Here is a 26,326-nt window from a genome sequence, read left to right on the forward strand (position 1 = left end):
GCGCTTGACTTAAGGACTTTCTGATGCGAAGTTTTTCTAATGGTTACCTGATTGCTTTATATTCTTTAATCACTCGAATCTGCTTGATTTCATCGTCCTCTGGCCCTTGCACTGGGAGTCCGACCTCTAGGTTCTTCTGAATATAATGCAGGTTCTCTTTCGTAATGATTTCACCTGGAATAAATATAGGAATGCCAGGCGGATAAACCATGATAAATTCCGCAATAATTCTACCCTCTGATTCGACAAAAGGGATTACCTCTGTATCTGCATAAAAAGCATCGCGAGGTGTTAATGCTAGAAGAGGTATGTCTGGAAGTAATACTTCAATTGGCTCTACCTTTTCAGTCCGGTCTTTCATTTCATCGGATAGCTCTTTCAAGGCATTAACCAATTGACCTGCCTCTTCTTCAGTATCCCCGAGAGTAATAATGCAAAGTATATTATAAAGATCCGACATCTCTACTTCTATATTGTGCTTTTCTCTTAACCAATTTTCAACCTTGTACCCAGTCAGCCCTAAATCCTTTACAGATATAATAAGCTTTGTTGGGTCGTAGTCAAACGTTGCTTTTGAGCCAAGTATTTCTTCTCCAATACAATGTAAATTGTCAATTTCATTAATTCGATGTCTAATGGATTGAGCCAAATTGATGGTTTTATCAATTAAATCTTTACCCTTAGTTGCTAATTGTTTTCGAGCAACATCAAGTGATGCTAGTAATAAATAGGATGTGGATGTGGTGGTAAGCATACTTAAAATGGACTGAACATGTTTAGCAGATACTAGCCCCTCTTTCACATTCAAGATGGAACTTTGTGTCATCGACCCTCCTAGTTTATGAACACTTGTGGCAGCCATATCAGCGCCTGCCTGCATTGCTGAAAGTGGAAGGTCATCATGGAAATGGATATGGACCCCGTGTGCCTCGTCAACTAGGACTGGGACTTTATGTGAGTGTGCAATTTCTACAATCTTCTTTAAATCAGCAGAAACACCGAAATAAGTGGGATTGATAACTAGAACAGCTTTTGCATCTGGATGCTGATGTAATGCTTTTTCAACTGATTCAGTTGTAATACCATGGGATATCCCTAATTCCTTATCAATTTCAGGATGAATAAACACTGGAATGGCTCCAGAAAAAACAATGGCAGACATAACGGATTTATGAACATTTCTTGGGACGATAATTTTATCGTCAGGTCCGCAGACTGCCATGATCATCGCAATAATAGCACCACTGGTTCCTTGCACGGAGAAGAAAGTACGGTCTGCCCCAAAGGCTTCAGCAGCTAGATCCTGAGCCTCCTTTATCATTCCTTTTGGTTGATGGAGATCATCTAATGGACCAATATTAATTAAGTCAATTGACAGAGCATTATCACCAATGAAATTACGAAATTCAGGATCAATTCCTGCCCCCTTCTTATGACCAGGGATATGAAATTGAACTGGATTATTTTTTGCATGTTTTAATAAACCGCTAAATAACGGTGTTTGATTTTGAGACAATTTATACACACACCTCTTTAATGAAAAAATACTTCTATATACATAAAACAAATGAATTATAGCACTAAAGCTTTGGCTTGCAAAGATTTATTTATCGCAGGTCCTACCTTTTTTTTGCTACACCTTAGTTTCCCAAAAAAACAGGAATATTACCCTTACAAATCCGTGAAAAATGGGGAACATAGATGTATGATACATCTATGAACTATGAAGAAGGTGAAGAAATGGAGTATCAATACCCAATTGATTATCATTGGTCGACCGATGAAATTGTTGATGTCATTAAATTTTATGAAACAATCGAAACGGCATATGAAAAAGGAATTGATCGAGAACGATTAATGTTGGTCTATCGTCGATTTAAAGAAATCGTGCCAAGTAAAGCAGAAGAGAAAACACTATGCAGTGAATTTGAGGAAATCAGTGGTTATTCTGCTTATCGTGTGCTAAAAAAAGCAAAAGATGCTTTAGCGGAAGAAAAAATAATGATGAAGTAACTAAAAAGCCCCGAACTCTGTTCGGGGTTTTTTCCTATTTTATATTTAAGGCGGTTTTATAAAGAGGTGCGACTTTAGAAAATACTTCATCTATTTGCTTTATTAGTCGATCAGCACCAAGTTGGATTACATCATCACGATTAATTTCATACCCGCAGAGGATTTCCGCTTTCTTGACGTTTTCCAATCTTTCAAAGTAAGCAAGCAGCTGATCCTTTGTAAGCTGCCCATGAATAGAGGACTCTGCTTTTGTATGATCCAATGACCAGACATAGTCTTCAGGGATATCACGGTACACTCTATTTAAACTTTTAATAAGTCTACTCGCAATCTCTTGCTTTTGAGGTGCTTCGTAGATAACGGCAAACCAAATGAATAGATGAGTATCCCAAAGCCCAATTTGGAAATGTGGAAGCATTTTATAACCTCTTGGATTATTTGCGAAGGCCACCCAGGTGTCTTTTGGAGGATTGATGGTCCGCCGTGCATGTTTGGCAACATGAACAAACATTTCGTCTCCCGTTAAGGACGTTAGAGTGGAAGCAAAATATTGTCCCAGCATTTCTAATTTTGGCCGAACAGTTTCTTTAAGGGCTTCCATTCTAGCCTCTAATCCATCTATTTGAAAAACATCAAAGTCTTCATTTGTAAAGCCATTAAACGTCATTTTCACTACCTCCACAGAATGGTCTTGTCAATAATTGTAGCATAATATCATATTCTGTTAAAATTCATTGCTCATCTAGGTTAACACACAAATTTGTTGCAACCTTGCATGGTGGCTCATATTATATCAGTAAAAATAGTCAGAAAAGTAAGTGAAATAAAAATTTAGAAAGGAGGATTAACATGAAACAATTAATGAACACATCCTTAAAAAAAGTGGGAGAAAAAGAGAGAACGGCTGTTTTAAGATTAGAAATGGATTATGAACTTGCCACATTATTTGAGGCAATTGAAGAGAAAAATGAGAAGAAGACAAAAGAATGTAAGCAAAAATTAGAAAAGATTCGTCAAGAGTTAATGCGTTTAAAGGCTCTTTGATCCTTAATATATATCAAAGGGGTATCAAAGTTGGGAAGAAAAATAATGTTTAATCTTAAAATCTAAAACGAACTCTTATCAGAATTTATGGAGTTCGTTTATTATTTTGCCTTCAGCTCTACACATATTATAATGGATTTAGAATAACTAAATGAAATGGAGGGAGTTTGATGGACTGGGATTACATAGATCTACTTGCAAAACAATGGACAATTGAAGCGGGCGAAAGAATCCGATCTTCCTTTCATAAGACAATAAATATCGAAACAAAATCAAATCGTAACGATTTAGTTACGGATATTGATAAAGATATTGAACAGTTTTTTATTCAAAAGATAAGAGGGACCTTTCCAACCCATAAAATCTTGGGTGAAGAAGGGTTAGGTGACAATTTAATTAATTTAGATGGGGTTGTTTGGATTATTGATCCTATAGATGGCACGATGAATTTTATTCATCAACAACGAAACTTCGCTATTTCTCTTGGTGTATATGAAAATGGCATTGGGAAAATTGGTATAATCTTTGATGTTGCTCATGATGAGATGTATCATGCCATTAAAGGTAAAGGGGCCTACATGAATGGGAAGATTATACCATCACTAGAAGAAACGTCCGTCCAGGATGCGATTCTTGCTGTAAATGCAACATGGGTAATGGAAAACCACCGTATAGACCATAACCTTATGATTCCTTTAGTAAAAGCAGTTAGAGGTACTAGATCATATGGTACTGCTGCACTCGAGATGGTGTTTGTGGCAACTGGAAGGGTCGACGCTTACATTTCAATGCGGCTATCGCCGTGGGATGTTGCAGCTGGCTCAATTATAGTGGAAGAATTAGGAGGTATGGTCACTAATTTACGGGGAGAAAAGCTAGATTTCCTTACAAACGACTCTCTGCTAGTTGCAAAATCCGGTCTTCATCGGGTCATCTTATCTGATTATTTAAAGGATGGGAAATGGTAAGAATGAATAAATAAAAAAGAAGCCTGAATAAGGCTTCTTATAATTCTCCGTTTGTACGCATTTTTGCTTTTGTCTTAAAACCTAATCCGATGACTAATATAACAGCAATTATACAACCAATTACACCTACAACGCTTTGAACTCCAATTGCTATTCCTATACCCATTATGAAAATAGCGGTTAAAACGGCATATAAAATAAAAATCCACTTAATATTGTTCATGAAAATAAAACCCCTTTTTATGAGAAATCTTCCTATTTTGTAGCTGTGAACCATTTTATAGTATATTCTACATAAAATGCGTATAGGTTTCCACTTTAATTATGGTATAATGTTTTAGTTGTATATGGGAAACTATAGTTAGCTTAAATTTTTTAAATAGAGGTAGGAGTGAATTTTTTGAAACTAAGAGAAGATATTCGCAATATTGCGATCATCGCCCACGTTGACCATGGAAAAACGACTTTGGTTGACCAGTTGTTGAAGCAATCCGGGACGTTCCGTTCAAATGAACACGTAGAAGAGCGTGCGATGGATTCAAATGACTTAGAAAGGGAACGTGGTATTACAATCCTTGCTAAGAACACAGCAATCCAATATAAAGACACAAAAATCAATATTCTTGATACTCCTGGGCATGCCGACTTTGGCGGTGAGGTTGAACGTATCATGAAAATGGTTGATGGTGTATTACTGGTTGTAGATGCTTACGAAGGAACGATGCCGCAAACACGTTTTGTTCTTAAAAAAGCTTTGGAACAAAACCTAACACCGATTGTGGTCGTTAATAAAATTGACCGTGATTTTGCCCGTCCGCTTGAAGTAATTGATGAAGTAATTGATTTGTTTATTGAATTAGATGCCAATGAGGATCAACTTGAGTTTCCAGTGATTTTCGCTTCAGCAATAAATGGTACTGCAAGCACTGATTCAGAAAAACAAGATGAAAACATGCAATGCTTATATGATGCCATCGTAGAACATATCCCAGCCCCCGTTGACAACCGTGAAGAGCCTTTACAGTTCCAAGTAGCCTTGCTTGATTACAATGACTATGTGGGCAGAATTGGGATTGGCCGTGTATTCCGCGGTACCATGAAGGTTGGTCAACAAGTTGCACTGATGAAAATAGATGGTTCTGTTAAACAGTTCCGTGTTACGAAAATCTTTGGTTTCTTTGGGTTAAAACGTGAGGAAATTACAGAAGCAAAAGCAGGGGACTTAATCGCTGTATCTGGTATGGAAGATATCAACGTAGGTGAAACCGTTTGTCCTATTGAACATCAAGAAGCATTACCAGTTCTAAGGATTGATGAACCTACACTACAAATGACTTTCGTGGTAAACAATAGTCCATTTGCAGGTAGAGAAGGTAAATATTTAACTTCTAGAAAAATTGAAGAAAGACTCTTGGCACAATTGCAAACCGATGTTAGCTTACGTGTTGAAAATACAGATTCACCTGATGCTTGGATTGTTTCTGGCCGTGGAGAGCTTCATTTATCCATTTTAATCGAAAACATGCGTCGTGAAGGATATGAGCTGCAAGTCTCCAAGCCAGAGGTCATTGTGAAAGAGATTGATGGTGTTCGTTGTGAGCCTGTTGAGCGAGTACAAATTGACGTTCCTGAAGAACATACAGGTGCGGTGATGGAATCGATTGGAGCTCGTAAAGGTGAAATGATTGATATGATCAATAATGGCTCTGGTCAAGTGCGATTGATATTTAATGTACCAGCACGTGGGTTAATTGGTTATACAACTGAGTTCTTAACGATGACTCGAGGATACGGGATTATTAATCACACATTTGATAGTTATCAGCCTTTGGTTCAAGGTCAAGTTGGAGGACGCCGTCAAGGAGTTCTAGTTTCAATGGAATCCGGAAAAGCTTCCACATATGGTATAATGAACGTTGAAGACCGTGGTACTATTTTCGTTGAACCAGGAACGGAAATATACGAAGGTATGATTGTTGGTGAGCACACTCGTGAAAATGATATTACTGTAAATATCACAAAAGTTAAACAGGCGACAAATATTCGCTCAGCTAATAAGGATCAAACGTCAGTTATCAAAAAACCACGTATCATGACATTAGAGGAGTCTTTAGAGTACCTGAACGAAGATGAATACTGTGAAGTCACACCAGAATCAATCCGTTTACGTAAAAAGATTTTAGAAAAAAATGAACGTGAAAGAGTTACTAAGAAGAAAAAACTTGCTGAAATGAGTTAATTTGGAGGTTTTGCGCGTGAATGTAGCAGAGCGGCTTTCATTTTTCCCTGCACTGTACAACGTAACGGAACAACCTGAACTAGGAATGTGGCTTCTATATTTGACTATTGTAGGTCTCTCCATCCTTGTTTATAAACTTGGTTTTGCTAAAAAATTGCCCTTTGGAAAATCGATTATGATTTATATTTTCTTGAGTGCTGGCTGTACGGTTCTTACTGCATTAGGTGTATTTTTACCTATTGCAGAGGGACTGGTGGTTGCAGCCTTAATCTTAATTATTTATAAAGTTCGCTTACACCAAAGCAAAATAGCGGAGGGTAAGTAATGAATTCCGTTCAAGATGCGCTTTATAATTGGCTTACAATCAAGGTTGTATGCGATGCTCGTCCAGATGATACGGCAGCAAGAGAGACGTTAGACCTCTTTGATGAAATTTTAACGAGCGAACATCATTTACTTGATATTAAGATTTCAACCGATGAACAAATGTACTATGTTTCATATGTTCAGACTGGCGAGAGTAAGAAGGCACGATTTCCACGTGATTTAATTGAGGTTATGCTTAATCAAATCAATCAAGAACCGGATAAATATTGTAACTTTCCGATTGAAGAATAAAAAAACCCACATTATTCATGTGGGCTTTTTTATCTTTAATTTACCATTCGTCTTTTTCAGAGCGTGCACGGAAAAGCCTGAAATTTCCTGTGTCAACTCTATCTTTGGTTCTATTAGATATTCGAGTGCTGCATTCGTCGCACATATATGTATGAATGGGGCGGTTCCGAAGGCGTTTAGCTACTAATGATTGATCCTCGATTCCTTCAATTTTATCGCAAATCACACATTTTACTCTCATTTTACACCTCAAATCAGATATCTAATGTTTATTATAGTATATCATGACAGAGGGATGCTAGGGGAATCAATTGGGCTCCTGATTTGCTCTGAAAAACAGATAATAGTAAGATGAAGTTGTCTGTTTAGTTTTAACAGCACAGAGTCTACAGAAAAGGGGTTGAAAATATGGCAAATCAAGTAGAACCTAAGCTCACTAGTGCACTGTTTAACGAACTCCAGAAGGAAAGGTTCGTTACCTTAGCAACAATCGATCATGAAACAGGTGGTCCAAATGTTAGTGCAATTTCATGGGTATGTGCGAAGGATGAAAATACCATTCGCTTTGCCGTGGATAATCGTTCAAGAATCATCCAAAATGTATTAAATAATAAACTTGCGGTTATTAACATAATTGCCAACGAGTCTACATATTCAATAACTGGCACGGCTTTTGTTAAAGAAGAACGGTTAAAGGATGTTCCATTAAAACTGGCTTTAGTGGAGATCGGTATTAACGAAGTGAGAGACGTCATGTTTTATGGTTCAAAAATAGTTACAGAACCAGAATATGATAAAACTTATGATAAAGATGCTGCTGCGAAACTTGATAAACAAGTTATGGATGCAATCAAAAAAGCTTAGTCCACTGGCTAAGCTTTTTTGATTGCAGGCTATTATTATTTATGATGATTGGATTGTTTATCTTGTTTTTCGTCTAATTCCTCTTGTTGGTCCTTCGGAAGCGTTCTCTTTTGTTTTTCGGTTGTTTGTGGTGTCGGGGTAACCATGTCACCTGGAACTTCAGGTATTAAACGACCAACAACATCTGCAAGCTCCTCCATGATTCCTTGGACTGGTCTGCCTTTTTGGATATCACCTTGTATTTCTTTTAATCGTTCATTCGTATCAGCATCAGCTACCACAATTGCTCTCGCCCCATAAGGGTCTTGCTTCAAACTCTCAGCAACGGAATATTTGATTGTTCCTACCTGAGAGCGCTCAATTTTTCCGTTCACATCAATACCAACTATCGCATACCTGCCAAATACCACTGCTGTTGCATCATTTACATTAGGAATACTAGTAGCGAGTTCCACTAATCGTTTTGAAATCTCCTGCCCTGTTTTTCGGTCGACTTCTTCAATGTTAGTATTCCTTACGTTTATTGATGATTGCTTGTCATTTGTTTGTGCGGAATTATCAGTGATGTTACATCCGGCTAGGAAGAACATTACTAATACTAGCGTAATGGTTTTTTTCATTTAAACCCACCTCCATGAGACTTGTGAATAGCAAATGATTACTATCTCTAATTTTTCATTGTTAATATACATTTATTGTGCGGAAATTCTTCTATCTTTATTCGAACAAACATATATTTTAATCAAAGTCCAATCTAGTAAAAGGTCCCCTTAAAACTGGTAAAAGACCTCAAACTAGAGAAAGCGGAGGCGTTGCTTTGAGTAAAATATACGTGTTAGATACAAACGTCTTGTTACAAGACCCGTATTCCATATTCTCATTCGAAGATAATGAAGTTGTAATTCCAGCTGTAGTTCTTGAAGAAGTGGACTCAAAGAAAAGGTACATGGATGAAATAGGCAGGAACGCCCGCCATGTCTCAAGATTAATTGATGGCCTGCGTGGAGCAGGGAAGCTTCATGAGAAAATCCCGCTAGAAAATGGCGGAAGCATTAGAATTGAGTTAAATCATCGTTCATTTCATGAACTGCAGGATATCTTTATCGAAAAAACAAATGATAACCGTATACTCGCAGTTGCTAAAAATTTGTATACGGAAGAGCAAATGAAGGAGAATGGGAAGCCGGTTATACTAGTTAGTAAAGACACACTAGTCAGAGTGAAAGCAGATGCAATCGGTTTGACAGCAGAGGATTTTTTAAGTGATCGGGTTGTGGAGATAGACCATATATATACAGGATTTCTTGAAGTGTTTTTAACCGTGGAATTGTTAGATCGTTTTTATAATCAAGGTGAAATTCTACTATCTGAATGTGGTAAGAACGCTTATTATCCAAATCAATTCTTAATCATTAGAGATGCACTTGGAGGTTCTGCATCAGCTTTGGGAATGGTTGATAAAACTGGTAAAAAGGTGAAAAAACTTGTAATCAACCAAGATCATGTCTGGGGCATTCACTCAAGAAATGTACAGCAGACAATGGCGATTGAGTTATTGCTTCGTAAGGATATACCACTTGTTACCTTAATAGGGAAAGCCGGTACTGGAAAAACCTTGCTAGCTTTAGCATCGGGACTTATGCAAACAGAGGATTGTAGAGAATATAAAAAGCTGTTGGTAGCAAGACCAATTGTTCCCGTAGGTAAGGATCTTGGCTTCCTGCCAGGGGAAAAACAGGAAAAGCTGCGACCTTGGATGCAGCCAATATATGATAATCTTGAATATTTATTTAATACAAAAAAACCAGGTGAACTTGATGCGATTTTAGCAGGAATGGGCTCAATTGAAGTAGAAGCACTAACATATATTCGGGGTAGAAGTTTACCAAAGCAATTTATTATCATTGATGAAGCACAGAATCTTACAAAACATGAAGTGAAAACAATTTTAACTCGTGTTGGGGAGGGCAGCAAAATTGTTTTAATGGGTGACCCTGAACAAATTGACCATCCCTACCTTGATGCCTATAATAATGGCCTAACCTTTGTGGTTGAAAAGTTTAAAAACGAAGTGATCTCTGGACACGTAAAATTACTAAAGGGAGAAAGGTCAGGCTTAGCAAGATTAGCAGCAGACTTACTTTAATTTTAACAATAAAACGGGTCCCACTCTGGGCACCCGTTATTTACCTTATACAAATTTAAATTGTATTACTTCTTTTATTGGATTTAAATGATTTGAGCCATCTCCATAATATACATGAACAGGCCCATTATCAGTCAGGGGTTTACCATCTTTTGAGAACCCTAATATCAGCTCTGCTGCTTCTTCTAGGGGCATCTGTTGTTCTCCATTTTTACTCACTATGATGATCTTTGTAGCTGTTTGAGTAGGTTCTGCATTTTGCAAGAATGGTTTAAATGGAATGCCGAAGGTTCCGGTTAAGATTTTTTCCTTTTCAAACTTCTTCTCGGTTTTTAAAGTTGGCGGATAAATTGCGCCTTCTATGATTTCACGGTCCCAATGTTTTGATACTGCCTTCGTATAGTCCTCTAGACTATTTACTTCCTCATGCTTATTGATAAAATAAGTATTTAAATCAATTTTTCGATCATCAAAAATCCAAACTCCAGGATCAAGTGTGATTGAAAATTTAACCTCACCTGATAGTATAATGATATTTTCCATCTTCATTCCTCCAGTTCGTAACATTAAAAGTATAACCTGTTATGAGAAGGATGTCATAGATAAAGTATCCTCATTATTCATCCATTTATGTTTATTTTCTTGCAATTTTCAATTGTTAAAGGTAAAATTTAAAGATAAGTTGTTAATCGCTCTGAAATGGGGGGATCAATGTTGGCGTCTGAAATGGTTGTAAATCACCAGGAAAAAGCATATGCCTTATTACAGGCTGACGCTGAAAAAATACTAAAGCTAATTAAAGTGCAAATGGATAATCTCACGATGCCTCAATGCCCTCTTTATGAAGAGGTATTGGACACGCAAATGTTTGGATTATCAAAAGAGATAGAATTTGCTGTTAAATTAGGTTTAATCGATGTCAAGGATGGAAAAGCGATCTTAGATAAACTTGAAAGAGAATTATCTGCGCTTCATGAGGCATCCATAAGAAAATAATAGAAAAAACTCAAACACAAAAGACTGTTTGAGTTTTTTATTACCTGTTTTAACTTTCTGAATTTTTTTATAACAAAAAATCATTACACAGTAACCTTTTCCTCAAGTATTCTGGTGAAATTTCTATTATAATAGCATTAATATCAATTTTAAATGAGGAAGTAAACATTTATGGTAATGAAGAAACTAAAATCATATGATTTCACATTAATTATTGTAATGATCCTTCTGTCATTATTTGGACTAGTTATGATTTATAGTGCAAGTATGGCTTGGGCTGTTCAATGGTATAAGGTTCCGAGTGATCACTTTTTTCAAAAGCAGAAGTTATTTCTAGGAGTAGCCGCGGTGGCTTTTACCTTCTTCGCCTTACTTCCGTACAAGTTTATGAAAAATACTAAGTTCTTAATCTTTATGGTTAGTTCTTCTGTTTTAGGGCTATTAGGTTTATTTATGTTTGGACATGTTGCGGGTAATGCCCAAAGCTGGTTTAAAATCTTTGGTTTTAGTCTACAGCCTGCTGAGTTTGTAAAACTATTTGTCATTATTTATTTGTCTGCTGTTTACGCAAAAAAGCAGGCATACATTAACCAGTTTAACAAAGGTGTACTCCCGCCTTTAGCTTATTTAATCATAGTCTGTGCGTTAATAGCTTTCCAGCCTGACTTCGGAACTGCAATAATTATTGCATTAATTGGAACTATGATTATCCTCTCATCAGGAATGAATTTTAAAAACATCATGAAATTAGTTTTGATTACGGCGATTATTGTTGTTCCGTTTATTATTGCCTTACAAGATGCAATATTTTCTGAAATACGTTTGGCTCGATTCACCGTTTTAAGTAATCCGTTCGCAGATGAACTAAACACAGGCTTTCATCTAGCAAACTCTTATATAGCGATAGGTTCAGGTGGGGTAAATGGTTTAGGATTAGGCAAGAGTATTCAAAAACTCGGTTACTTACCTGAAGCACATACAGATTTCATTATGGCGATTATTGCAGAGGAGTTAGGTGTTTGGGGTGTTAGCTTTGTGATTATTTGCCTCGGCTACATTGTTTTAAGAGGGATTTATCTTGGGCTGCAGTGCAGGGAACCTTTTGGAGCCTTATTGGCAATTGGAATATCAAGTATGATTGGGATTCAATCCTTCATTAATTTAGCAGGGGTAGCAGGTGTTATCCCGCTTACAGGTGTCCCGCTACCGTTTGTTAGCTACGGTGGCTCTTCACTCCTTCAACTGGCCATTGCCGCAGGTATCTTGGTAAATATCTCAAGATACGTTAACTATGAAAGGAAATATGATCAAAAACAACCAGACACAGAAAACAAAATAAACCAACGAGAAAGAAATGTATATCAATTTCGTACATAACGCAAGGAATCGCTAAATTCCTTGCGTTTTTTAGAAAAAAAGATAAGAGGTGCTGATAATGGTGAGACAAATTAATAAAGTGCTAGTAGCTAACAGAGGAGAAATTGCGATTCGTGTATTCCGTGCCTGCACTGAATTAAACATACGTACAGTTGCGATCTACTCCAAGGAGGATACCGGTTCCTACCACCGATACAAAGCAGATGAAGCCTATTTAGTCGGTGAAGACAAGAAACCAATTGATGCCTACCTTGATATTGAAGGGATCATAGAGATTGCTAAAGCCAGTGGTGCAAATGCCATTCATCCAGGCTATGGGTTCTTATCTGAAAATATTCATTTTGCCAGAAGATGTGAAGAAGAGGGAATTATTTTCATCGGACCAACCTCACACCATCTTGATATGTTTGGAGATAAAGTAAAAGCGAGATCCCAGGCAGAGATCGCAGCCATTCCTGTTATTCCTGGAAGCAATGGTCCTGTTCACAATATTTCTGATGTCCACCAATTTATTGAAAAGCATGGTGTCCCTATTATCGTTAAAGCAGCCCTTGGCGGCGGTGGAAGGGGAATGAGAATTGTACAAAAGAAAGAGGAAGCTCAGGAAGCATTCGAAAGGGCTAAATCAGAAGCGAAAGCAGCCTTCGGAAATGATCAGGTATATCTAGAAAAGTTAATTGAGAAACCTAAACATATAGAAGTTCAAATAATTGGTGATCAGCAGGGAAATATCATTCATTTATTCGACAGAGATTGTTCTGTACAGCGACGCCATCAAAAAGTGGTCGAAGTTGCCCCTAGCGTATCCATTTCAAATCAATTGAGAGAAGATATTTGCGCCGCGGCAGTTAAATTGATGAAAAATGTAAATTACTTAAATGCGGGAACAGTAGAATTTCTGGTGTCGGGTGAAAACTTTTATTTTATAGAAGTGAATCCTCGTATTCAGGTAGAACACACTGTAACAGAGATGGTCACGGGAATAGATATTGTACATACACAAATATTGGTTGCGGAAGGACAAAACATACACAGTCCTATTATAGGGATACCTCCACAGGAGGAGATTCGAACGAATGGATTCGCCATTCAATCAAGAGTAACAACAGAAGACCCGCTAAATAATTTCATGCCTGATACTGGGAAGATTATGGCATATCGATCTGGAGGCGGTTTTGGTGTAAGACTTGATGCCGGAAATGGGTTTCAAGGAGCTGTAATCACGCCATATTACGATTCTTTACTTGTGAAGCTTTCCACATGGGCTTTGACTTTTGAACAAGCAGCTTCAAAGATGGTCCGAAATTTACAGGAGTTTAGAATACGGGGAATCAAAACGAATATTCCATTTTTAGAAAATGTAGTAAAGCACGAAAAGTTCAGACGTGGGGAATATGATACCTCATTTATAGATACCACACCGGAATTGTTTGTCTTCCCGATTAGTAAAGACCGGGGAACAAAGATGTTAACATACATCGGCAATGTTACGGTGAACGGTTTCCCAGGGGTTGAGAAAAAGAAAAGGCCTGTTTTTTCAAAGCCGCGTATACCCAAGCTTCGATATGACTTCCCCTATGGTGAGGGAACGAAGCAAATTCTAGATAATCGTGGTTCCGAAGGACTCATACGGTGGATCAACGATCAAAAGAATGTATTGTTAACAGATACCACCTTTAGGGATGCTCATCAATCTTTACTTGCAACAAGGGTAAGGACAACCGATTTATTGCATATTGCAGAGCCAACAGCCAAACTTCTTCCAAATCTATTTTCGCTTGAAATGTGGGGAGGAGCCACTTTTGATGTTGCCTATCGTTTCTTAAAAGAAGATCCATGGGAGCGTTTAAGATTACTAAGGGAGAAAATACCGAATCTTTTATTTCAAATGTTGATTCGTGGTTCCAATGCGGTAGGTTATAAAAACTATCCGGATAACCTAATTCGTGAATTCGTTCATAAATCGGCAAATGAAGGAATCGATGTCTTCCGAATTTTTGACAGTTTAAATTGGATAAAAGGAATGGAAACCACTATTGCTGCAGTACGAGAAACGGGAAAAATTGCTGAAGCATCTATTTGTTATACAGGTGATATATTAGACCCAACTAGAACAAAGTATGATACCAATTACTATAAAACACTAGCAAAAGAATTGGAAATGCAAGGTGCACATATATTAGGTATAAAAGATATGGCTGGCTTATTAAAGCCTGAAGCAGCGTATCGACTCGTATCTGAGTTAAAGGATAGTGTTACTATTCCTATTCATTTGCATACTCATGATACCAGCGGTAATGGAATATTTACGTATGCCCGTGCTATTCAAGCGGGGGTTGATATAGTTGATGTCGCATTAAGCTCGATGGCAGGGTTAACTTCTCAGCCGAGTGCGAATTCACTTTATTACGCTCTAGATGGTAGAACAGAAAGGCCCAATGTAGATATTGAGGCTCTTGAACAGCTGTCATATTATTGGGAAGATGTCCGTAAATACTATCAAGATTTTGAAAGTGGCATGATGTCACCTCATTCGGAAGTATATAAGCATGAAATGCCCGGTGGACAGTATAGTAACCTTCAACAACAAGCCAAAGGCGTTGGACTTGGTGAGCAATGGGATGAAGTGAAGCAAATGTATGCAAAGGTTAATCAAATGTTTGAAGATATCGTCAAGGTAACACCCTCATCCAAGGTAGTCGGTGATATGGCATTGTTTATGGTACAAAACGGTTTATCAGAAACTGATGTGATGACCAAGGGGGAGACGCTAGACTTCCCAGATTCAGTGGTAGAGTTATTTCAAGGTTATCTTGGTCAACCGCATCAAGGGTTCCCTAAAGAGCTGCAAAACATAATATTAAAGGGGAAAATGCCTTTAGCAACTCGACCTGGCGAATTGCTTGAACCTGTTGTCTTTGAGGAATTAAAAACAGAGTTCTTGAGAGAAACAAAGAAGAAATTAACCGAATTAGATGTCATCTCTTATGCTCTTTATCCTAAGGTGTTTCTAGAGTATCTAAATACTTTAGACCTGTTTGATAATATCTCTGTTCTAGATACTCCAACCTTCCTTTATGGGTTAAGGCTTGGAGAGGAAATTGAGGTTGAAATTGAAACAGGTAAAACTTTGATTGTAAAACTAGTATCAATAGGTCAGCCTCAAGCAGATGGTACGCGTATTGTTTATTTTGAATTAAATGGTCAGCCTCGAGAAGTAAATATTAAAGATGAGAACATTAAATCTACTGTGCTTACTAGAATTAAAGCAGATTCCAAAAATGAAACACATATATCTGCTACTATGCCGGGGACGGTCATTAAAGTTCTTGTGGAAAAGGGCGAACGTGTAGAACGAGGTGATCATTTAATGATAACTGAGGCAATGAAAATGGAGACCACGGTTCAGGCGCCCTTCTCTGGAATAGTAGGAGATTTATACGTGAAGAAGGATGATTCGATTCAAACTGGTGATCTTTTAGTGGAGTTGAAAAAAGGATAAAGTGAAAAACTTCCATCAATGGGGGGTTCTTCATCCTCCGTTGATGGTTAGTGGAACTTACCCGAGCTTTTATGGGCAGTTATCTCCCACCTAGGATTCCTTGTTTTCATTCATAGCCTTGAGGTGGGGTCTTACTGCCCATGATGCGGGATAAAAATAAAAGTTGCCGTTAATGGCAACTTTTATTTTTTGCTATTTTTTCGTGACCTTGACAATAATAGTAGCAGGTAACTTAGAACCCCGAATAGACAAGTAATAAAGAGCGCATGCATGAGTGCGATAAAAAGGTTAAGGCGAGTAAAGATTACAAGAGCCCCAGATAATACTTGTAAAGATACTAGAGTAAATGCAGTGATCCATCCCCAATAAACGACCTTTTGGTGTCGATAATCCCTAATAGCTAGGTAAAGAATATAGGCAATCCAAATAAATATTACACCTGCAGCGGCACGATGACCCATTTGCACCCACTCATATAGGTTTCCGGGAAGTGCTGGTGCGTCGTTGATACAAAGAGGCCAATCACGACAAACTAGACTTGATTCAGTATGTCGGACAAGTGCTCCGGTATAAATAACTACGTAACTATATATCGAAACAGAAAGAATATGATTGCCCATTCGTTTGTCAATAATAAGTTTATCTGCTTCAAATTTCTTATCAATTTCAAAGATTAATAAGGTAAGGAGGAATACAGCAGCAAAAGATATTAGCGATATACCAAAATGGAGAGCAAGTACAAAATCTGACTGTCCCCAAATAACAGCTGCAGCACCAATTAACCCTTGTAGTACTAAAAAGAAAAATGACAGCAAAGATAGAAATTTGGTTTCTCTTATATGACCAATGGCTTTCCAAGTCCAAACAGATAATAAGAGCACCATAATACCAACAGCACCAGAAACAAGTCTATGAGCAAGCTCGATAACTAGTTCAGGTGTTATATCTGTCGGCACAAATTCACCATTGCAGAGTGGCCATGATCTACCGCAACCCATACCTGAATCCGTTTTTGTTACTAGTGCACCACCTAGTAATACAAAAATCATCCCAATCGTAGTTGCAACAGCAAGCCATTTTAAAGAGTGTCGCAAAAAAATCACCTACTTAATTAATAAGTTCAATAATTTGTCAAAGAATAATGTTGACAGTATAATAGTAAAAAGTGAGGGGGAATTGTCCTACTCAATCATACAGAATAACTTCAAAAAAGAACAGAATTTCTGTCTGGAAAATTCCGCAACTTCAAAAAACGTTTAGAAGTTGAATAATTTTTAGTTACCACTATTATTATAGTGAAAACAATTGAATTTCACATAGTAATCTGTTAGAAATGGAAGGGTAATTAATTAGTGATAAAATTCGGCTTAGGTGATTATAGATATAACAACAAAAAAACCTTGTATTGACCAATTTTTCTCTATAAATAACGGCAAATACTTCCAGACATAAATTAGTTATAAATTATTCAAAAAAAGTTCACAAAAACACCCGAAAGTGTGATTTAATATACAGAGAAAGTGTTAAAAAAACCACAATTTAAAATTCATTAGACTGAATTAGAGGGATGAACTGGTATATAACTTACTAAATCTATGATGCGTTTTTCCACTTAAAGGAGGAGAGTAGATGTCTAATCCTAAGGCATTTGGTGAAGCGACTATCGAGAACGGAGCCGCTAGCATCAATCCTAACATAGGAAAAAATTCAGTTTTGAAAGACTTCTTAGCACTTATCAAAATTGGAATTGTTAATTCAAATCTGATTACTACGTTCACTGGACTTTGGTTAGCCTTACATTTCTCAGGTCAAAGTTTCCTGTCAAACTTAGACACCGTTATTTTTACGATTTTAGGCTCATCATTAATTATTGCAGGCTCTTGCAGCATAAATAATTATATCGACCGTGATATAGACCATTTAATGGAGAGAACTAAAGCAAGACCTACAGTAACAGGTAAAGTAGTCCCTGCAAAAGTCCTAACCTTAGGTATTATACTTATTGCACTGGGCACAATGTTTCTATTATTTACAACATTGACTGCAACGGTTATTGGACTGCTTGGGGTTTTTAGTTATGTTGTATTGTACACGATGTGGTCTAAGAGGCAATTGGTATCAAACACAATTATCGGTAGTATCTCAGGGGCTGTACCGCCTCTAATTGGTTGGGCAGCTATAGATGGTAATTTAGATATCATGGCATGGTCATTATTTATTCTTATGTTTATTTGGCAGCCTCCACACTTTTATGCACTAGCTATGAGACGCGTAGAGGAGTACCGTGCGGCGGGAATACCTATGCTTCCGGTAGTTAAAGGGTTTAAAACTACAAAGAAGCATATTGTCCTTTGGGTAGCATTATTGCTGCCAACACCATTTTTACTAACCTCATTAGGCATCCCATTTCTAATCTTGGCAACTATATTGAATATCGGTTGGCTAGCATTAGGGATTTATGGATATAAGATCAAAGATGATATTAAGTGGGCAAAGCTAATGTTTGTGTACTCATTGCAATACTTAACTATTATCTTTGTAGCAATGGTAATTGTTACATTGGTTTAGCTTTGTTGGAACGATCTTTCCGAACAGGGGTTTCCAACTGCCTTTAATTAAATGCAATTTGGCGGCTAAGTCGTGTTCTCACAAAATAGTCGCCGAGTTTATTTAATATAGAAGGAAGATTCTACATATACATTTTTGATCATGCATTTTAAGAAATTTATTAGCGAAAGAGGGGTTTGATTTAGCTATGAAAAGGCTTGCAAAAGGGCGTTTGGTTTCAATATTCGCAATCTTAACGCTTATTCTTTCCGGATGTGGTGAACCTTTCCTATCAACTTTAAGGCCAGCTGGTGAAGTTGCACAAATGCAATATGATTTAATGAAGCTAAGCACCTTAATTATGGTTGGGGTAATCCTTGTTGTTACAGTGATATTTGTTTTGGTTTTGGTTAAGTTCAAAAGAAAAGACGAAACAATACCGAAACAAGTAGAAGGAAGCCATAAACTAGAGATCATCTGGACTGTTATTCCAATTTTATTACTTATTATCCTTGCAGTTCCAACTGTAGCTGCTACATTTAAGCTTGCAGATGTATCTGAAATGGATAAAGAAGATTCTGATGCACTTGTGATTAATGTTCGTTCAAACCTATATTGGTGGGAATTTGAATATCCAGGACAAGGCATTGTAACTGGCCAAGATTTAGTCGTACCTACTGATGAGAAAGTTTACTTTAACTTAATATCTTCAGATGTAAAACACTCTTTCTGGGTACCGGCGGTAGGCGGGAAACTTGATACGAATACAGATAACGTCAATAAATTTTGGTTAGAATTTAATAGTGCTAAAGCAGAAGAAGCAGGTAATTTATTTTACGGTAAATGTGCTGAGCTTTGCGGCCCATCACATGCTTTAATGGACTTTAAAGTAAAAACCATGAACCGTGATGAATTTGATCAATGGGTTGCAGATATGCAGGCAGTGGAAGAACCTAAACAGGCAGAAACTGACTTAGCACAGCAAGGTCAAGAAATATTCAATAAAAGCTGTATCGGCTGTCATGCAGTTACACCTTCAAATGCTGCACCACCAGATGCAAGACTTGCTCCAAACTTAACAAACTTTGGTGAGCGCTCTCGTATTGCTGGTGTATTAGACCACAGCGAAAAAGACTTGAAAAATTGGTTGAGTGAACCTGAGAAATACAAGCCTGGTAACTTAATGACTGACACATATGGTGAGCTTACACCCGAAGAAATTGATGCTTTAACAGCATATTTATTGGGTCTTAAAGTTCAAGAAGAATAGGGGAAATGATTAAAAGGGAGGTAAAAAACGTGAGTACCTACGCTCAAAAAAACGGGATTGGTTCGACTATATGGGACTATCTTACAACAGTTGACCATAAAAAAATCGCCATCCTTTATCTTATCGCAGGTGGATTTTTCTTCGTAGTCGGTGGACTAGAAGCAGTATTCATCCGCATCCAGCTAGCAGTACCTAATAATGATTTTGTCAGTGCTGGATTATATAATGAAATATTAACCATGCATGGAACCACGATGATATTTCTTGCAGCCATGCCGCTAATCTTTGCATTTATGAATGCGGTAATGCCTTTGCAAATTGGGGCACGTGACGTAGCATTTCCTTTTGTAAATGCACTAGGTTTTTGGTTATTCTTCTTTGGAGGAGTTTTTTTAAATCTTTCATGGTTTCTAGACGGGGCACCCGATGCAGGTTGGACATCGTATGCATCCTTGGCTATGGCCTCAAAGGGACATGGTGTTGATTTCTATATATTAGGTCTTCAGATATCGGGTATAGGAACATTAATTGGTGGTATTAACTTTCTTGTAACGATTATCAACATGCGTGCACCAGGTATGACATATATGAGAATGCCTTTGTTTACATGGTCAACCTTTGTAACCTCAGCACTTATATTATTTGCTTTTCCTCCACTAACTGTTGGATTAGTTTTAATGATGTTTGATCGGTTGTTTGGGTCTAATTTCTTTAACCCTGACCTTGGTGGTAATACCGTGATTTGGGAGCATTTATTCTGGATTTTTGGTCACCCAGAAGTCTATATCTTAGTTCTACCTGCATTTGGTATATTCTCTGAAATTTTTCCGATTTTCTCCAGAAAACGATTATTCGGATATTCATCTATGGTTTTTGCAACAGTATTAATTGGGTTTTTAGGGTTCATGGTATGGGCCCACCATATGTTCACAACTGGATTAGGGCCAATTGCCAATGCTATTTTTGCAGTTGCAACTATGGCAATCGGAGTTCCAACTGGTATTAAAATATTTAACTGGCTTTTAACCGTTTGGGGAGGCAGTGTTAAATTTACAACACCGATGCACTGGGCACTCGCGTTTATTCCATCGTTCTTAGCTGGTGGTGTTACAGGGGTTATGCTAGCGGTAGCGGCGGCAGACTATCAGTATCATGATACGTATTTCGTTGTAGCACACTTCCATTATGTAATTGTTGGTGGTGTTGTATTTGCGATCTTTGCAGGTACGCACTTATATTGGCCTAAAATATTTGGAACAATGTTAGATGAAACATTAGGTAAAGTAACCTTCTGGTTATTCTTCATTGGATTCCATTTAACATTCTTCATCCAACACTTCCTAGGTCTTTGGGGAATGCCACGCCGTATTTTCACATTCCTTCCAGGACAAGGATTGGAAACTGCTAACTTAATCAGTTCGTTTGGTGCAATCTTTATGGCACTCGCAACAATTGTTATGCTTTACAATATTATAATAACTTCTGTGAAAAACGTTAAAGTTGGTAATGACCCTTGGGAAGATGGAAGAACACTAGAATGGTCACTTCCATCACCACCACCGTTCTACAACTTTAAACAGCTTCCGCTTGTACGTGGATTAGATGCGTACTGGTTAGAAAAAATGGAAGGTAAAAAGGGTATGACACCTGCTGAACCACTTGGTGATATCCATATGCCTAATAATTCTTTCTTACCATTTGTGATGTCCTTTGGATTATTTGTTGCAGCTTTTGGAGCAATGTATAATGTCGATGATAAAGTCTGGGCAATTCCAGTACTTGTGATTGGTCTACTTATTACATTCGGTGCCATGTTTATGCGTTCTGTGAAGGATGACCATGGTTTCCATATTCATAAGGAAGACTTAATGGATGATGAAAAAGGGGGGAAGGCATAATGCATACGGATGAAAAATTAACCTATGAAACATGGCCTGCAGATCCAGAACGATCAACCCTTGAAGCAAAAAATAAATTTTTAGGCTTTTGGTTTTTTCTAGGTGGAGAAACAGTACTATTTGCTTCTTTGTTCGCTACCTACTTGGCGTTAAAGGATAAAGTACCTGACTCAACACATACTTTAGCTAAGGACTTGTTTGATCTGCCGCTTACTTTTGTAGCAACCATGCTGTTATTAGCAAGTTCATTAACAAGTGTTTACGCGATGTACCATATGAAAAATTTTAACGCTAAGAAAATGAACCTTTGGTTAATTATTACCCTGCTATTGGGTGCAGGATTCTTAGCATTAGAGGTTTATGAGTTCTATCATTATGTACATCATTTTGGTCATACCTTTACAAGCAGTGCGTTTGGTTCGGCGTTTTATACATTAGTTGGATTCCATGGTGGACACGTGGCATTTGGTCTTGCTTGGATTCTTACATTAATTATTCGAAATTACAAACGTGGATTGAATTTGTATAATGCACCAAAGTTCTATACAGCTAGTCTTTACTGGCATTTCATTGATGTTGTTTGGGTATTCATTTTTACAGTAGTATATTTAATGGGGATGGTGGGATAAACTGATGGCAAATCAACAATTAAGTTCAGGAAACCCAAGAGTAGACATTGAATATCGCCGTAGAAAAAGCGCTGAAGAAATGAGACAACAGGTCGTTTCCTTCTCGTTGATGATTTTTTTAACTCTTATTGCTTTTGCTGCGGTGGCTATTAAGGGATTTTCAGCATGGTTTATTGTACCTTTCATTCTCTTGTTAGCTGTCGTTCAAGTTATTTTTCAATTGTACTACTTCATGCACATGAGTCATAAGGGCCATGAGGCTCCATCACTCTTTCTATACTCAGGCTTACTTGTGGGATTAGTGACAGTTCTCGCTTTTACTACTATTATTTGGTGGTAGGCTTTGTGTAAGACAGAAAAAGAAATCGGCTATTAGCCGATTTTCTTTTTTAATCGGATTACGATGTCTTTGCTGTTTGTAGATTGCGTTGTATAAACACAAGGATTTTTAAAAAAAATTGAGGTGATTTGCGGTGCTTACATTAGATATTTTTGGTTTTAAAGCGCTTTGGAGCCCGTACTTTCTACTAAGCTTGCTAGTAGTGCTAGCTGCTTACTTTTTGATTACGATTACATTCCGTACTAAGTTTTCAAGTAGTGAGCCATTAACTAGAAAGCAAGCGGGATTATTTTTATTAGCAATAGGCCTCATCTATGCAATTAAAGGGTCTCCACTTGATGTAATGGCACACTTGATGTTCTATATTCATATGATTCAGATGGCTTTATTAGTTCTTGTAATACCGCCTATTTTCATCTTCGGTATCCCTGCTTGGCTGTGGAGAAAAATAATCAATGTACAAGTTATTAATAAATTATTTATGTTCTTCACAAAGCCATTGATAGCTTTAATTGTTTTTAACGGTTTGTTTTCTTTCTATCATGTTCCGATTATTTTTGATCACGTTATGCAAAATATTTGGCTTCATGCCGGTTATTCCATCTTACTGTTTATCGTCGCGATTTTTATGTGGTGGCCATTAATTAACCCTGTTCCAGAGCATCAAAGACTGAGTGGCCTAAAAAAGGTGGGATATATTTTTGCAGATGGTATCCTGCTTACGCCTGCATGTGCATTAATTATATTTGCTCCAGGATCACTCTATGCAACTTATTCCGACCCAGAAGTTTGGGGCCAGGTAATGAGTCTTTGTGTGGGAGCGTCGAATTTTTCAGCCTTAAACATTAGTGGTCCAGAGCTGTTTAGCTCTATGTCCTTATTACATGATCAACAGCTTGGTGGAGTGATCATGAAGATCATTCAAGAAATTGTCTATGGTGCTGTCTTAGCACATGTATTTTTTGAATGGTTTAAGAAAGATCAGGAAGAATCTAAAGCTGAATCTAAAACTGATATGAATCAAAACTTTAAACCTACTCTTATTGAATAATCTCCCGAACTGGGAGATTTTCTTTTGATTGAAAAATATAAAGAAGTAAACTAAAATTATTGTATAATATAAAAAAGAAAGGACACTTCTTATGAATTCCTTACCGATTTTACCAACGATTAGTACTACTTTTATTGTTTTAAGTGCTATTACCGTTGCAATAGGCTGGTGGCAAATTAAGCAGCGGAATATTGAGGCACATAAAAAGACGATGTTTCTCGCGGCAATCTTTGCTATCATATTCTTTATAATTTATGCATCAAGAACTATTTTCATTGGAAATACTGCCTTTGGCGGTCCAGATAACTTGAAAATTTATTACACGTTATTCTTAATTTTCCATATTACCTTAGCTACTACCGGTGCGGTATTAGGTATTTTTAGCTTATATACTGGATTTAAGAATAAGCTATCAACCCACCGTAAGCTCGGCCCTGTTACGAGTATTGTTTGGTTCTTTACTGCAATAACGGGTGTGGCAGTTTATTTATTACTTTATGTTTTTTATCACGGTGGAGAAACAACCTCTGTCATTAAAGCCATTCTCGGTTTATAGAATATAAAAAGGACGCATGAGTTGTTCATGCGTCCTTTTTATTATAGTGCAAATTTTTCAACTTCTGCTTTTACATCGTCTAATATTTTCTTGCACTGGTTAACAAGTGAAGTTGGGAATGTTTCACCTTCTCCATATTCTACTCCAAAAGGGTAGTAATACTTTCCTAACAGTGGTGTCAGTAGTTGTATAGTTGCTTTATGTGCACCTACATCACCTTCAACTGCATAACCGCGAACACGTAAGTAAAATACTTCTTCTTTAAGTTCAAACTTACGATCGTATGTAACACGCTCATAATCCCATTGGCCTTCACGAACTAGACCATAGTCAAGCATAACTTCATCTAATCGGATTAAGTCTGCTTTCATGTTTTCGTATCCCATATTTTCAAATTTCACAATAAATCCCTCCTAAAAACGATACCCCTTGTGTTTTATATAAGATCTAGATAATTCAATTTAATAATAAGTGAAATTCTTCAAACATGCAATGAATAGATCTCTCGAATAAAACAAACCTAATGGGAAAGCCTAAAGGATGGCTAAAAAATTTATTTAACTACAGGAGGCGATCCTTATGGGTAAAATTCGTGATATTATGACCGAAAGAGTTGAAAGCTGTACTTTGTTGGATAATGTATTTGAGGTAGCCGTTAAGATGAAGGAATTGAATGTAGGGGCCATCCCGATTGTCGATGAGAACAAGCTGGTAGGCATGATCACTGACCGTGATATTGTAGTGCGAGGTGTTGCAGAAAAACACCCTGGCTCAACTAAAGTAGAAGACATTATGAGTAGTAAGCTCGTAACGATTACTCCTGATGCATCAACACAGGAAGCTGCAACAATGATGGCTGAACATCAAATCCGCAGACTTCCAGTTGTTGAAGGTGACAAGTTGGTTGGAATTGTTTCTCTTGGAGATTTTGCTATCAGGGAAAAGACCGATGACCAGGCTAAAGCTGCTCTTACAGAAATATCTGAACCAAATTATAATGGTGCTCAACACTAAATAATAATAAAACAAAACAGATGCTTCTTATCTGTTTTGTTTTATTTAATTATGGTAAATTTGATAATCTCTATTACTAAATAGTGCTATAATTATTATAACTCTACACATAATGATAGAAATAGTAATAGAGAGGGTGAAGATCTCTGCGTTCTCTCATCAGAATTCTGGTCCTATCAGCAGTCTTTGTCACGATAGGGTTTTATGTTAATTTAAATGAAAAAGACAATAACGAGGTTCTTATTAAAGAGGATCATACTTCTGAAAAGGATCAGGCGTTATATCAGAATCATGATAAGAGTAATAAAAGTAGCACCTCAACCGAAAAGCCCGAACAGGGATTAGGTTTATTAATAGGGCAGGACATTTCCAGCCTAATCAGTGAATTAGGTGAACCACAGCGAATCGATGAATCATTATATGGTTACCAATGGTATATCTATAATATAGATTATTCCCGCTATGTACAGGTTGGGGTAAAAGAAAATGAAGTCGTAACTGTTTATGCAATTGGCGAGGAATTGGATATTTCCCCATTTAAAATAGGTCAGCCAGTAGAGGAAATATATAATTCCCAGTATATTAGTACAAATTTAGATATTGAATTAAATGGAAATACCTATCGCTTTGAATTAGATGATATGGATTTCAATATTAGACCACTTGTACTTCTTGGAGATGTATTTGTTCAGCTCTATATTGATAAGTTTACGGGTAAGCTTTCAAGTGTCCGTTTTTTAAATAAGGAAATTTTAATTAAACAGCGGCCTTATGAATTAATTTATCGTGGAGAATTAATCGAACCTGAGGATCCTAATGAATTAGTTTGGCAAAAGATTGAAGAATCTGCTGCAAGAGAAATATTTGATATTACAAATGTACTGAGAATTAGACATAATTTGCAGCCGCTTCTATGGGATGAACAAACTGCAAGTGTTGCATTTGGTCATAGTAAGGATATGGCTGAGAATAATGATTTCTCCCATACGTCCAAGACGCATGGAGACTTATCAGACCGGTTAAAAGCTGCAGAAGTATTATATCAGTCTGCTGGTGAGAATATTGCTGCAAATTATACAGACGGTCCGGCAGCGGTTGAAGGCTGGCTAAATAGTAAAGGGCACCGTGAAGCTCTATTAAATAAGGAGTTTTCGCATCTTGGTGTGGGGGTTTATCAAAAACATTATACGCAAAATTTCATTCAGAAATTTGAAGAATAAATAGAAAAGGTGACAGTTATCACCTTTTTCTATT

28 protein-coding genes are annotated in these 26,326 nt (G+C 37.2%); 20 read left to right on the forward strand and 8 right to left on the reverse strand.

Translation table 11 applies throughout. The features are described 5' to 3' along the window. Positions 1–43 precede the first annotated feature (43 nt). A complete protein-coding gene (locus tag BTR25_RS00880) occupies positions 44–1,516 on the reverse strand; it encodes an aminotransferase class I/II-fold pyridoxal phosphate-dependent enzyme (protein WP_075685196.1) in 1,473 nt (490 codons plus the stop codon). A 224-nt stretch (positions 1,517–1,740) separates the two neighbouring features. Between BTR25_RS00880 and BTR25_RS00885 the strand changes: the two genes are divergently transcribed. Next, positions 1,741–2,013 (forward strand): UPF0223 family protein, encoded by a 273-nt coding sequence (locus tag BTR25_RS00885; protein ID WP_075685713.1) that lies wholly within the window; start codon positions 1,741–1,743, stop codon positions 2,011–2,013. Between the two features lie 34 nt (positions 2,014–2,047). On the opposite strand, the gene BTR25_RS00890 is transcribed toward BTR25_RS00885, so the two are convergent. Beyond that, the gene (locus BTR25_RS00890) at positions 2,048–2,680 is read right to left on the reverse strand and encodes a YktB family protein (protein ID WP_075685198.1); all 633 of its coding nucleotides are present in this window, start codon (positions 2,678–2,680) and stop codon (positions 2,048–2,050) included. A gap of 182 nt (positions 2,681–2,862) precedes the next feature. On the opposite strand from BTR25_RS00890, the gene BTR25_RS00895 reads away from it, so the two are divergent. Then, the gene (locus BTR25_RS00895) at positions 2,863–3,057 is read left to right on the forward strand and encodes a hypothetical protein (protein WP_075685200.1); all 195 of its coding nucleotides are present in this window, start codon (positions 2,863–2,865) and stop codon (positions 3,055–3,057) included. 167 nt (positions 3,058–3,224) lie between these two features. Further along, on the forward strand, positions 3,225–4,025 hold the full coding sequence (locus BTR25_RS00900) for an inositol monophosphatase family protein (protein WP_175596676.1): 801 nt from the start codon (positions 3,225–3,227) through the stop codon (positions 4,023–4,025). Positions 4,026–4,062: 37 nt separating this feature from the next. Here BTR25_RS00900 and BTR25_RS00905 read toward each other — a convergent pair whose 3' ends face one another. Next, the gene (locus BTR25_RS00905; RefSeq protein WP_075685204.1) at positions 4,063–4,248 is read right to left on the reverse strand and encodes a YlaF family protein; all 186 of its coding nucleotides are present in this window, start codon (positions 4,246–4,248) and stop codon (positions 4,063–4,065) included. Between the two features lie 177 nt (positions 4,249–4,425). Between BTR25_RS00905 and typA the strand changes: the two genes are divergently transcribed. Genes typA through BTR25_RS00920 form a run of 3 tightly spaced genes read left to right on the forward strand, consistent with a single transcriptional unit; the run spans position 4,426 to position 6,882 of the window. Next, positions 4,426–6,264: a translational GTPase TypA gene (gene typA / locus BTR25_RS00910; RefSeq protein ID WP_075685206.1), complete on the forward strand. Its 1,839-nt coding sequence runs from the start codon at positions 4,426–4,428 to the stop codon at positions 6,262–6,264. 16 nt (positions 6,265–6,280) lie between these two features. Continuing rightward, positions 6,281–6,589, forward strand: coding sequence for a YlaH-like family protein (locus BTR25_RS00915; protein WP_075685208.1), 309 nt, complete (start codon positions 6,281–6,283; stop codon positions 6,587–6,589). Continuing rightward, positions 6,589–6,882: a hypothetical protein gene (locus BTR25_RS00920; RefSeq protein ID WP_075685210.1), complete on the forward strand. Its 294-nt coding sequence runs from the start codon at positions 6,589–6,591 to the stop codon at positions 6,880–6,882. The genes BTR25_RS00915 and BTR25_RS00920 overlap by 1 nt, the downstream gene beginning before the upstream one ends. Before the next feature lie 40 nt (positions 6,883–6,922). On the opposite strand, the gene BTR25_RS00925 is transcribed toward BTR25_RS00920, so the two are convergent. Next, entirely contained in the window at positions 6,923–7,123 is a 201-nt protein-coding gene (locus tag BTR25_RS00925) for a YlaI family protein (RefSeq protein WP_075685212.1), read from the reverse strand. A gap of 167 nt (positions 7,124–7,290) precedes the next feature. Between BTR25_RS00925 and BTR25_RS00930 the strand changes: the two genes are divergently transcribed. Next, positions 7,291–7,746, forward strand: a complete 456-nt coding sequence (locus BTR25_RS00930; protein WP_075685214.1) for a pyridoxamine 5'-phosphate oxidase family protein — start codon at positions 7,291–7,293, stop codon at positions 7,744–7,746. A gap of 35 nt (positions 7,747–7,781) precedes the next feature. Here BTR25_RS00930 and BTR25_RS00935 read toward each other — a convergent pair whose 3' ends face one another. After that, positions 7,782–8,366, reverse strand: coding sequence for a YhcN/YlaJ family sporulation lipoprotein (locus BTR25_RS00935; protein WP_075685216.1), 585 nt, complete (start codon positions 8,364–8,366; stop codon positions 7,782–7,784). Between the two features lie 197 nt (positions 8,367–8,563). Here BTR25_RS00935 and BTR25_RS00940 point away from each other — a divergent pair, with 197 nt between their 5' ends. After that, positions 8,564–9,892, forward strand: a complete 1,329-nt coding sequence (locus BTR25_RS00940; protein ID WP_075685218.1) for a PhoH family protein — start codon at positions 8,564–8,566, stop codon at positions 9,890–9,892. 45 nt (positions 9,893–9,937) lie between these two features. Here the strand turns inward: BTR25_RS00940 and BTR25_RS00945 are convergent, their stop codons facing one another. Then, complete coding sequence (locus tag BTR25_RS00945; protein ID WP_075685220.1) at positions 9,938–10,435, reverse strand: molybdopterin-binding protein; 498 nt, start codon at positions 10,433–10,435, stop codon at positions 9,938–9,940. A gap of 171 nt (positions 10,436–10,606) precedes the next feature. Between BTR25_RS00945 and BTR25_RS00950 the strand changes: the two genes are divergently transcribed. The 3 genes from BTR25_RS00950 to pyc all read left to right on the forward strand — a co-directional run bounded on the left by BTR25_RS00950 (position 10,607) and on the right by pyc (position 15,767). After that, positions 10,607–10,888, forward strand: coding sequence for an Fpa/YlaN family protein (locus BTR25_RS00950; RefSeq protein WP_139311156.1), 282 nt, complete (start codon positions 10,607–10,609; stop codon positions 10,886–10,888). A gap of 171 nt (positions 10,889–11,059) precedes the next feature. Further along, positions 11,060–12,265, forward strand: coding sequence for an FtsW/RodA/SpoVE family cell cycle protein (locus BTR25_RS00955; RefSeq protein WP_075685224.1), 1,206 nt, complete (start codon positions 11,060–11,062; stop codon positions 12,263–12,265). A gap of 58 nt (positions 12,266–12,323) precedes the next feature. Then, on the forward strand, positions 12,324–15,767 hold the full coding sequence (gene pyc, locus BTR25_RS00960) for a pyruvate carboxylase (RefSeq protein ID WP_075685226.1): 3,444 nt from the start codon (positions 12,324–12,326) through the stop codon (positions 15,765–15,767). Between the two features lie 182 nt (positions 15,768–15,949). Here the strand turns inward: pyc and BTR25_RS00965 are convergent, their stop codons facing one another. Further along, a complete protein-coding gene (locus tag BTR25_RS00965) occupies positions 15,950–16,861 on the reverse strand; it encodes a COX15/CtaA family protein (protein ID WP_075685228.1) in 912 nt (303 codons plus the stop codon). A gap of 535 nt (positions 16,862–17,396) precedes the next feature. Here BTR25_RS00965 and cyoE point away from each other — a divergent pair. From cyoE to BTR25_RS01000, 7 genes are all read left to right on the forward strand, one after another. After that, the gene (gene cyoE / locus BTR25_RS00970; protein WP_075685230.1) at positions 17,397–18,335 is read left to right on the forward strand and encodes a heme o synthase; all 939 of its coding nucleotides are present in this window, start codon (positions 17,397–17,399) and stop codon (positions 18,333–18,335) included. 187 nt (positions 18,336–18,522) lie between these two features. After that, positions 18,523–19,584 carry a cytochrome c oxidase subunit II gene (coxB, locus tag BTR25_RS00975; protein ID WP_075685232.1) on the forward strand — a complete coding sequence of 354 codons (1,062 nt, stop codon included), beginning with the start codon at positions 18,523–18,525 and terminating at the stop codon, positions 19,582–19,584. A 5-nt stretch (positions 19,585–19,589) separates the two neighbouring features. Continuing rightward, the gene (gene ctaD, locus BTR25_RS00980) at positions 19,590–21,482 is read left to right on the forward strand and encodes a cytochrome c oxidase subunit I (RefSeq protein WP_175596677.1); all 1,893 of its coding nucleotides are present in this window, start codon (positions 19,590–19,592) and stop codon (positions 21,480–21,482) included. Further along, entirely contained in the window at positions 21,482–22,111 is a 630-nt protein-coding gene (locus BTR25_RS00985) for a cytochrome c oxidase subunit 3 (RefSeq protein ID WP_075685236.1), read from the forward strand. The genes ctaD and BTR25_RS00985 overlap by 1 nt, the downstream gene beginning before the upstream one ends. A gap of 4 nt (positions 22,112–22,115) precedes the next feature. Next, on the forward strand, positions 22,116–22,451 hold the full coding sequence (gene ctaF, locus BTR25_RS00990) for a cytochrome c oxidase subunit IVB (RefSeq protein WP_075685238.1): 336 nt from the start codon (positions 22,116–22,118) through the stop codon (positions 22,449–22,451). Between the two features lie 133 nt (positions 22,452–22,584). Next, positions 22,585–23,502 (forward strand): cytochrome c oxidase assembly factor CtaG, encoded by a 918-nt coding sequence (ctaG, locus tag BTR25_RS00995; RefSeq protein ID WP_075685240.1) that lies wholly within the window; start codon positions 22,585–22,587, stop codon positions 23,500–23,502. A gap of 91 nt (positions 23,503–23,593) precedes the next feature. After that, complete coding sequence (locus tag BTR25_RS01000) at positions 23,594–24,058, forward strand: DUF420 domain-containing protein (RefSeq protein WP_075685242.1); 465 nt, start codon at positions 23,594–23,596, stop codon at positions 24,056–24,058. 41 nt (positions 24,059–24,099) lie between these two features. Here BTR25_RS01000 and BTR25_RS01005 read toward each other — a convergent pair whose 3' ends face one another. Then, entirely contained in the window at positions 24,100–24,459 is a 360-nt protein-coding gene (locus tag BTR25_RS01005) for a YugN family protein (protein WP_075685244.1), read from the reverse strand. A 178-nt stretch (positions 24,460–24,637) separates the two neighbouring features. Here BTR25_RS01005 and BTR25_RS01010 point away from each other — a divergent pair, with 178 nt between their 5' ends. Then, positions 24,638–25,072 carry a CBS domain-containing protein gene (locus BTR25_RS01010; RefSeq protein WP_075685245.1) on the forward strand — a complete coding sequence of 145 codons (435 nt, stop codon included), beginning with the start codon at positions 24,638–24,640 and terminating at the stop codon, positions 25,070–25,072. A gap of 365 nt (positions 25,073–25,437) precedes the next feature. After that, positions 25,438–26,292: a CAP domain-containing protein gene (locus BTR25_RS01015; protein WP_368482959.1), complete on the forward strand. Its 855-nt coding sequence runs from the start codon at positions 25,438–25,440 to the stop codon at positions 26,290–26,292. Positions 26,293–26,326: the final 34 nt, after the last annotated feature.

This window comes from Bacillus sp. MRMR6 (genome assembly GCF_001940785.1).
Taxonomy (GTDB): domain Bacteria; phylum Bacillota; class Bacilli; order Bacillales; family Cytobacillaceae; genus Neobacillus.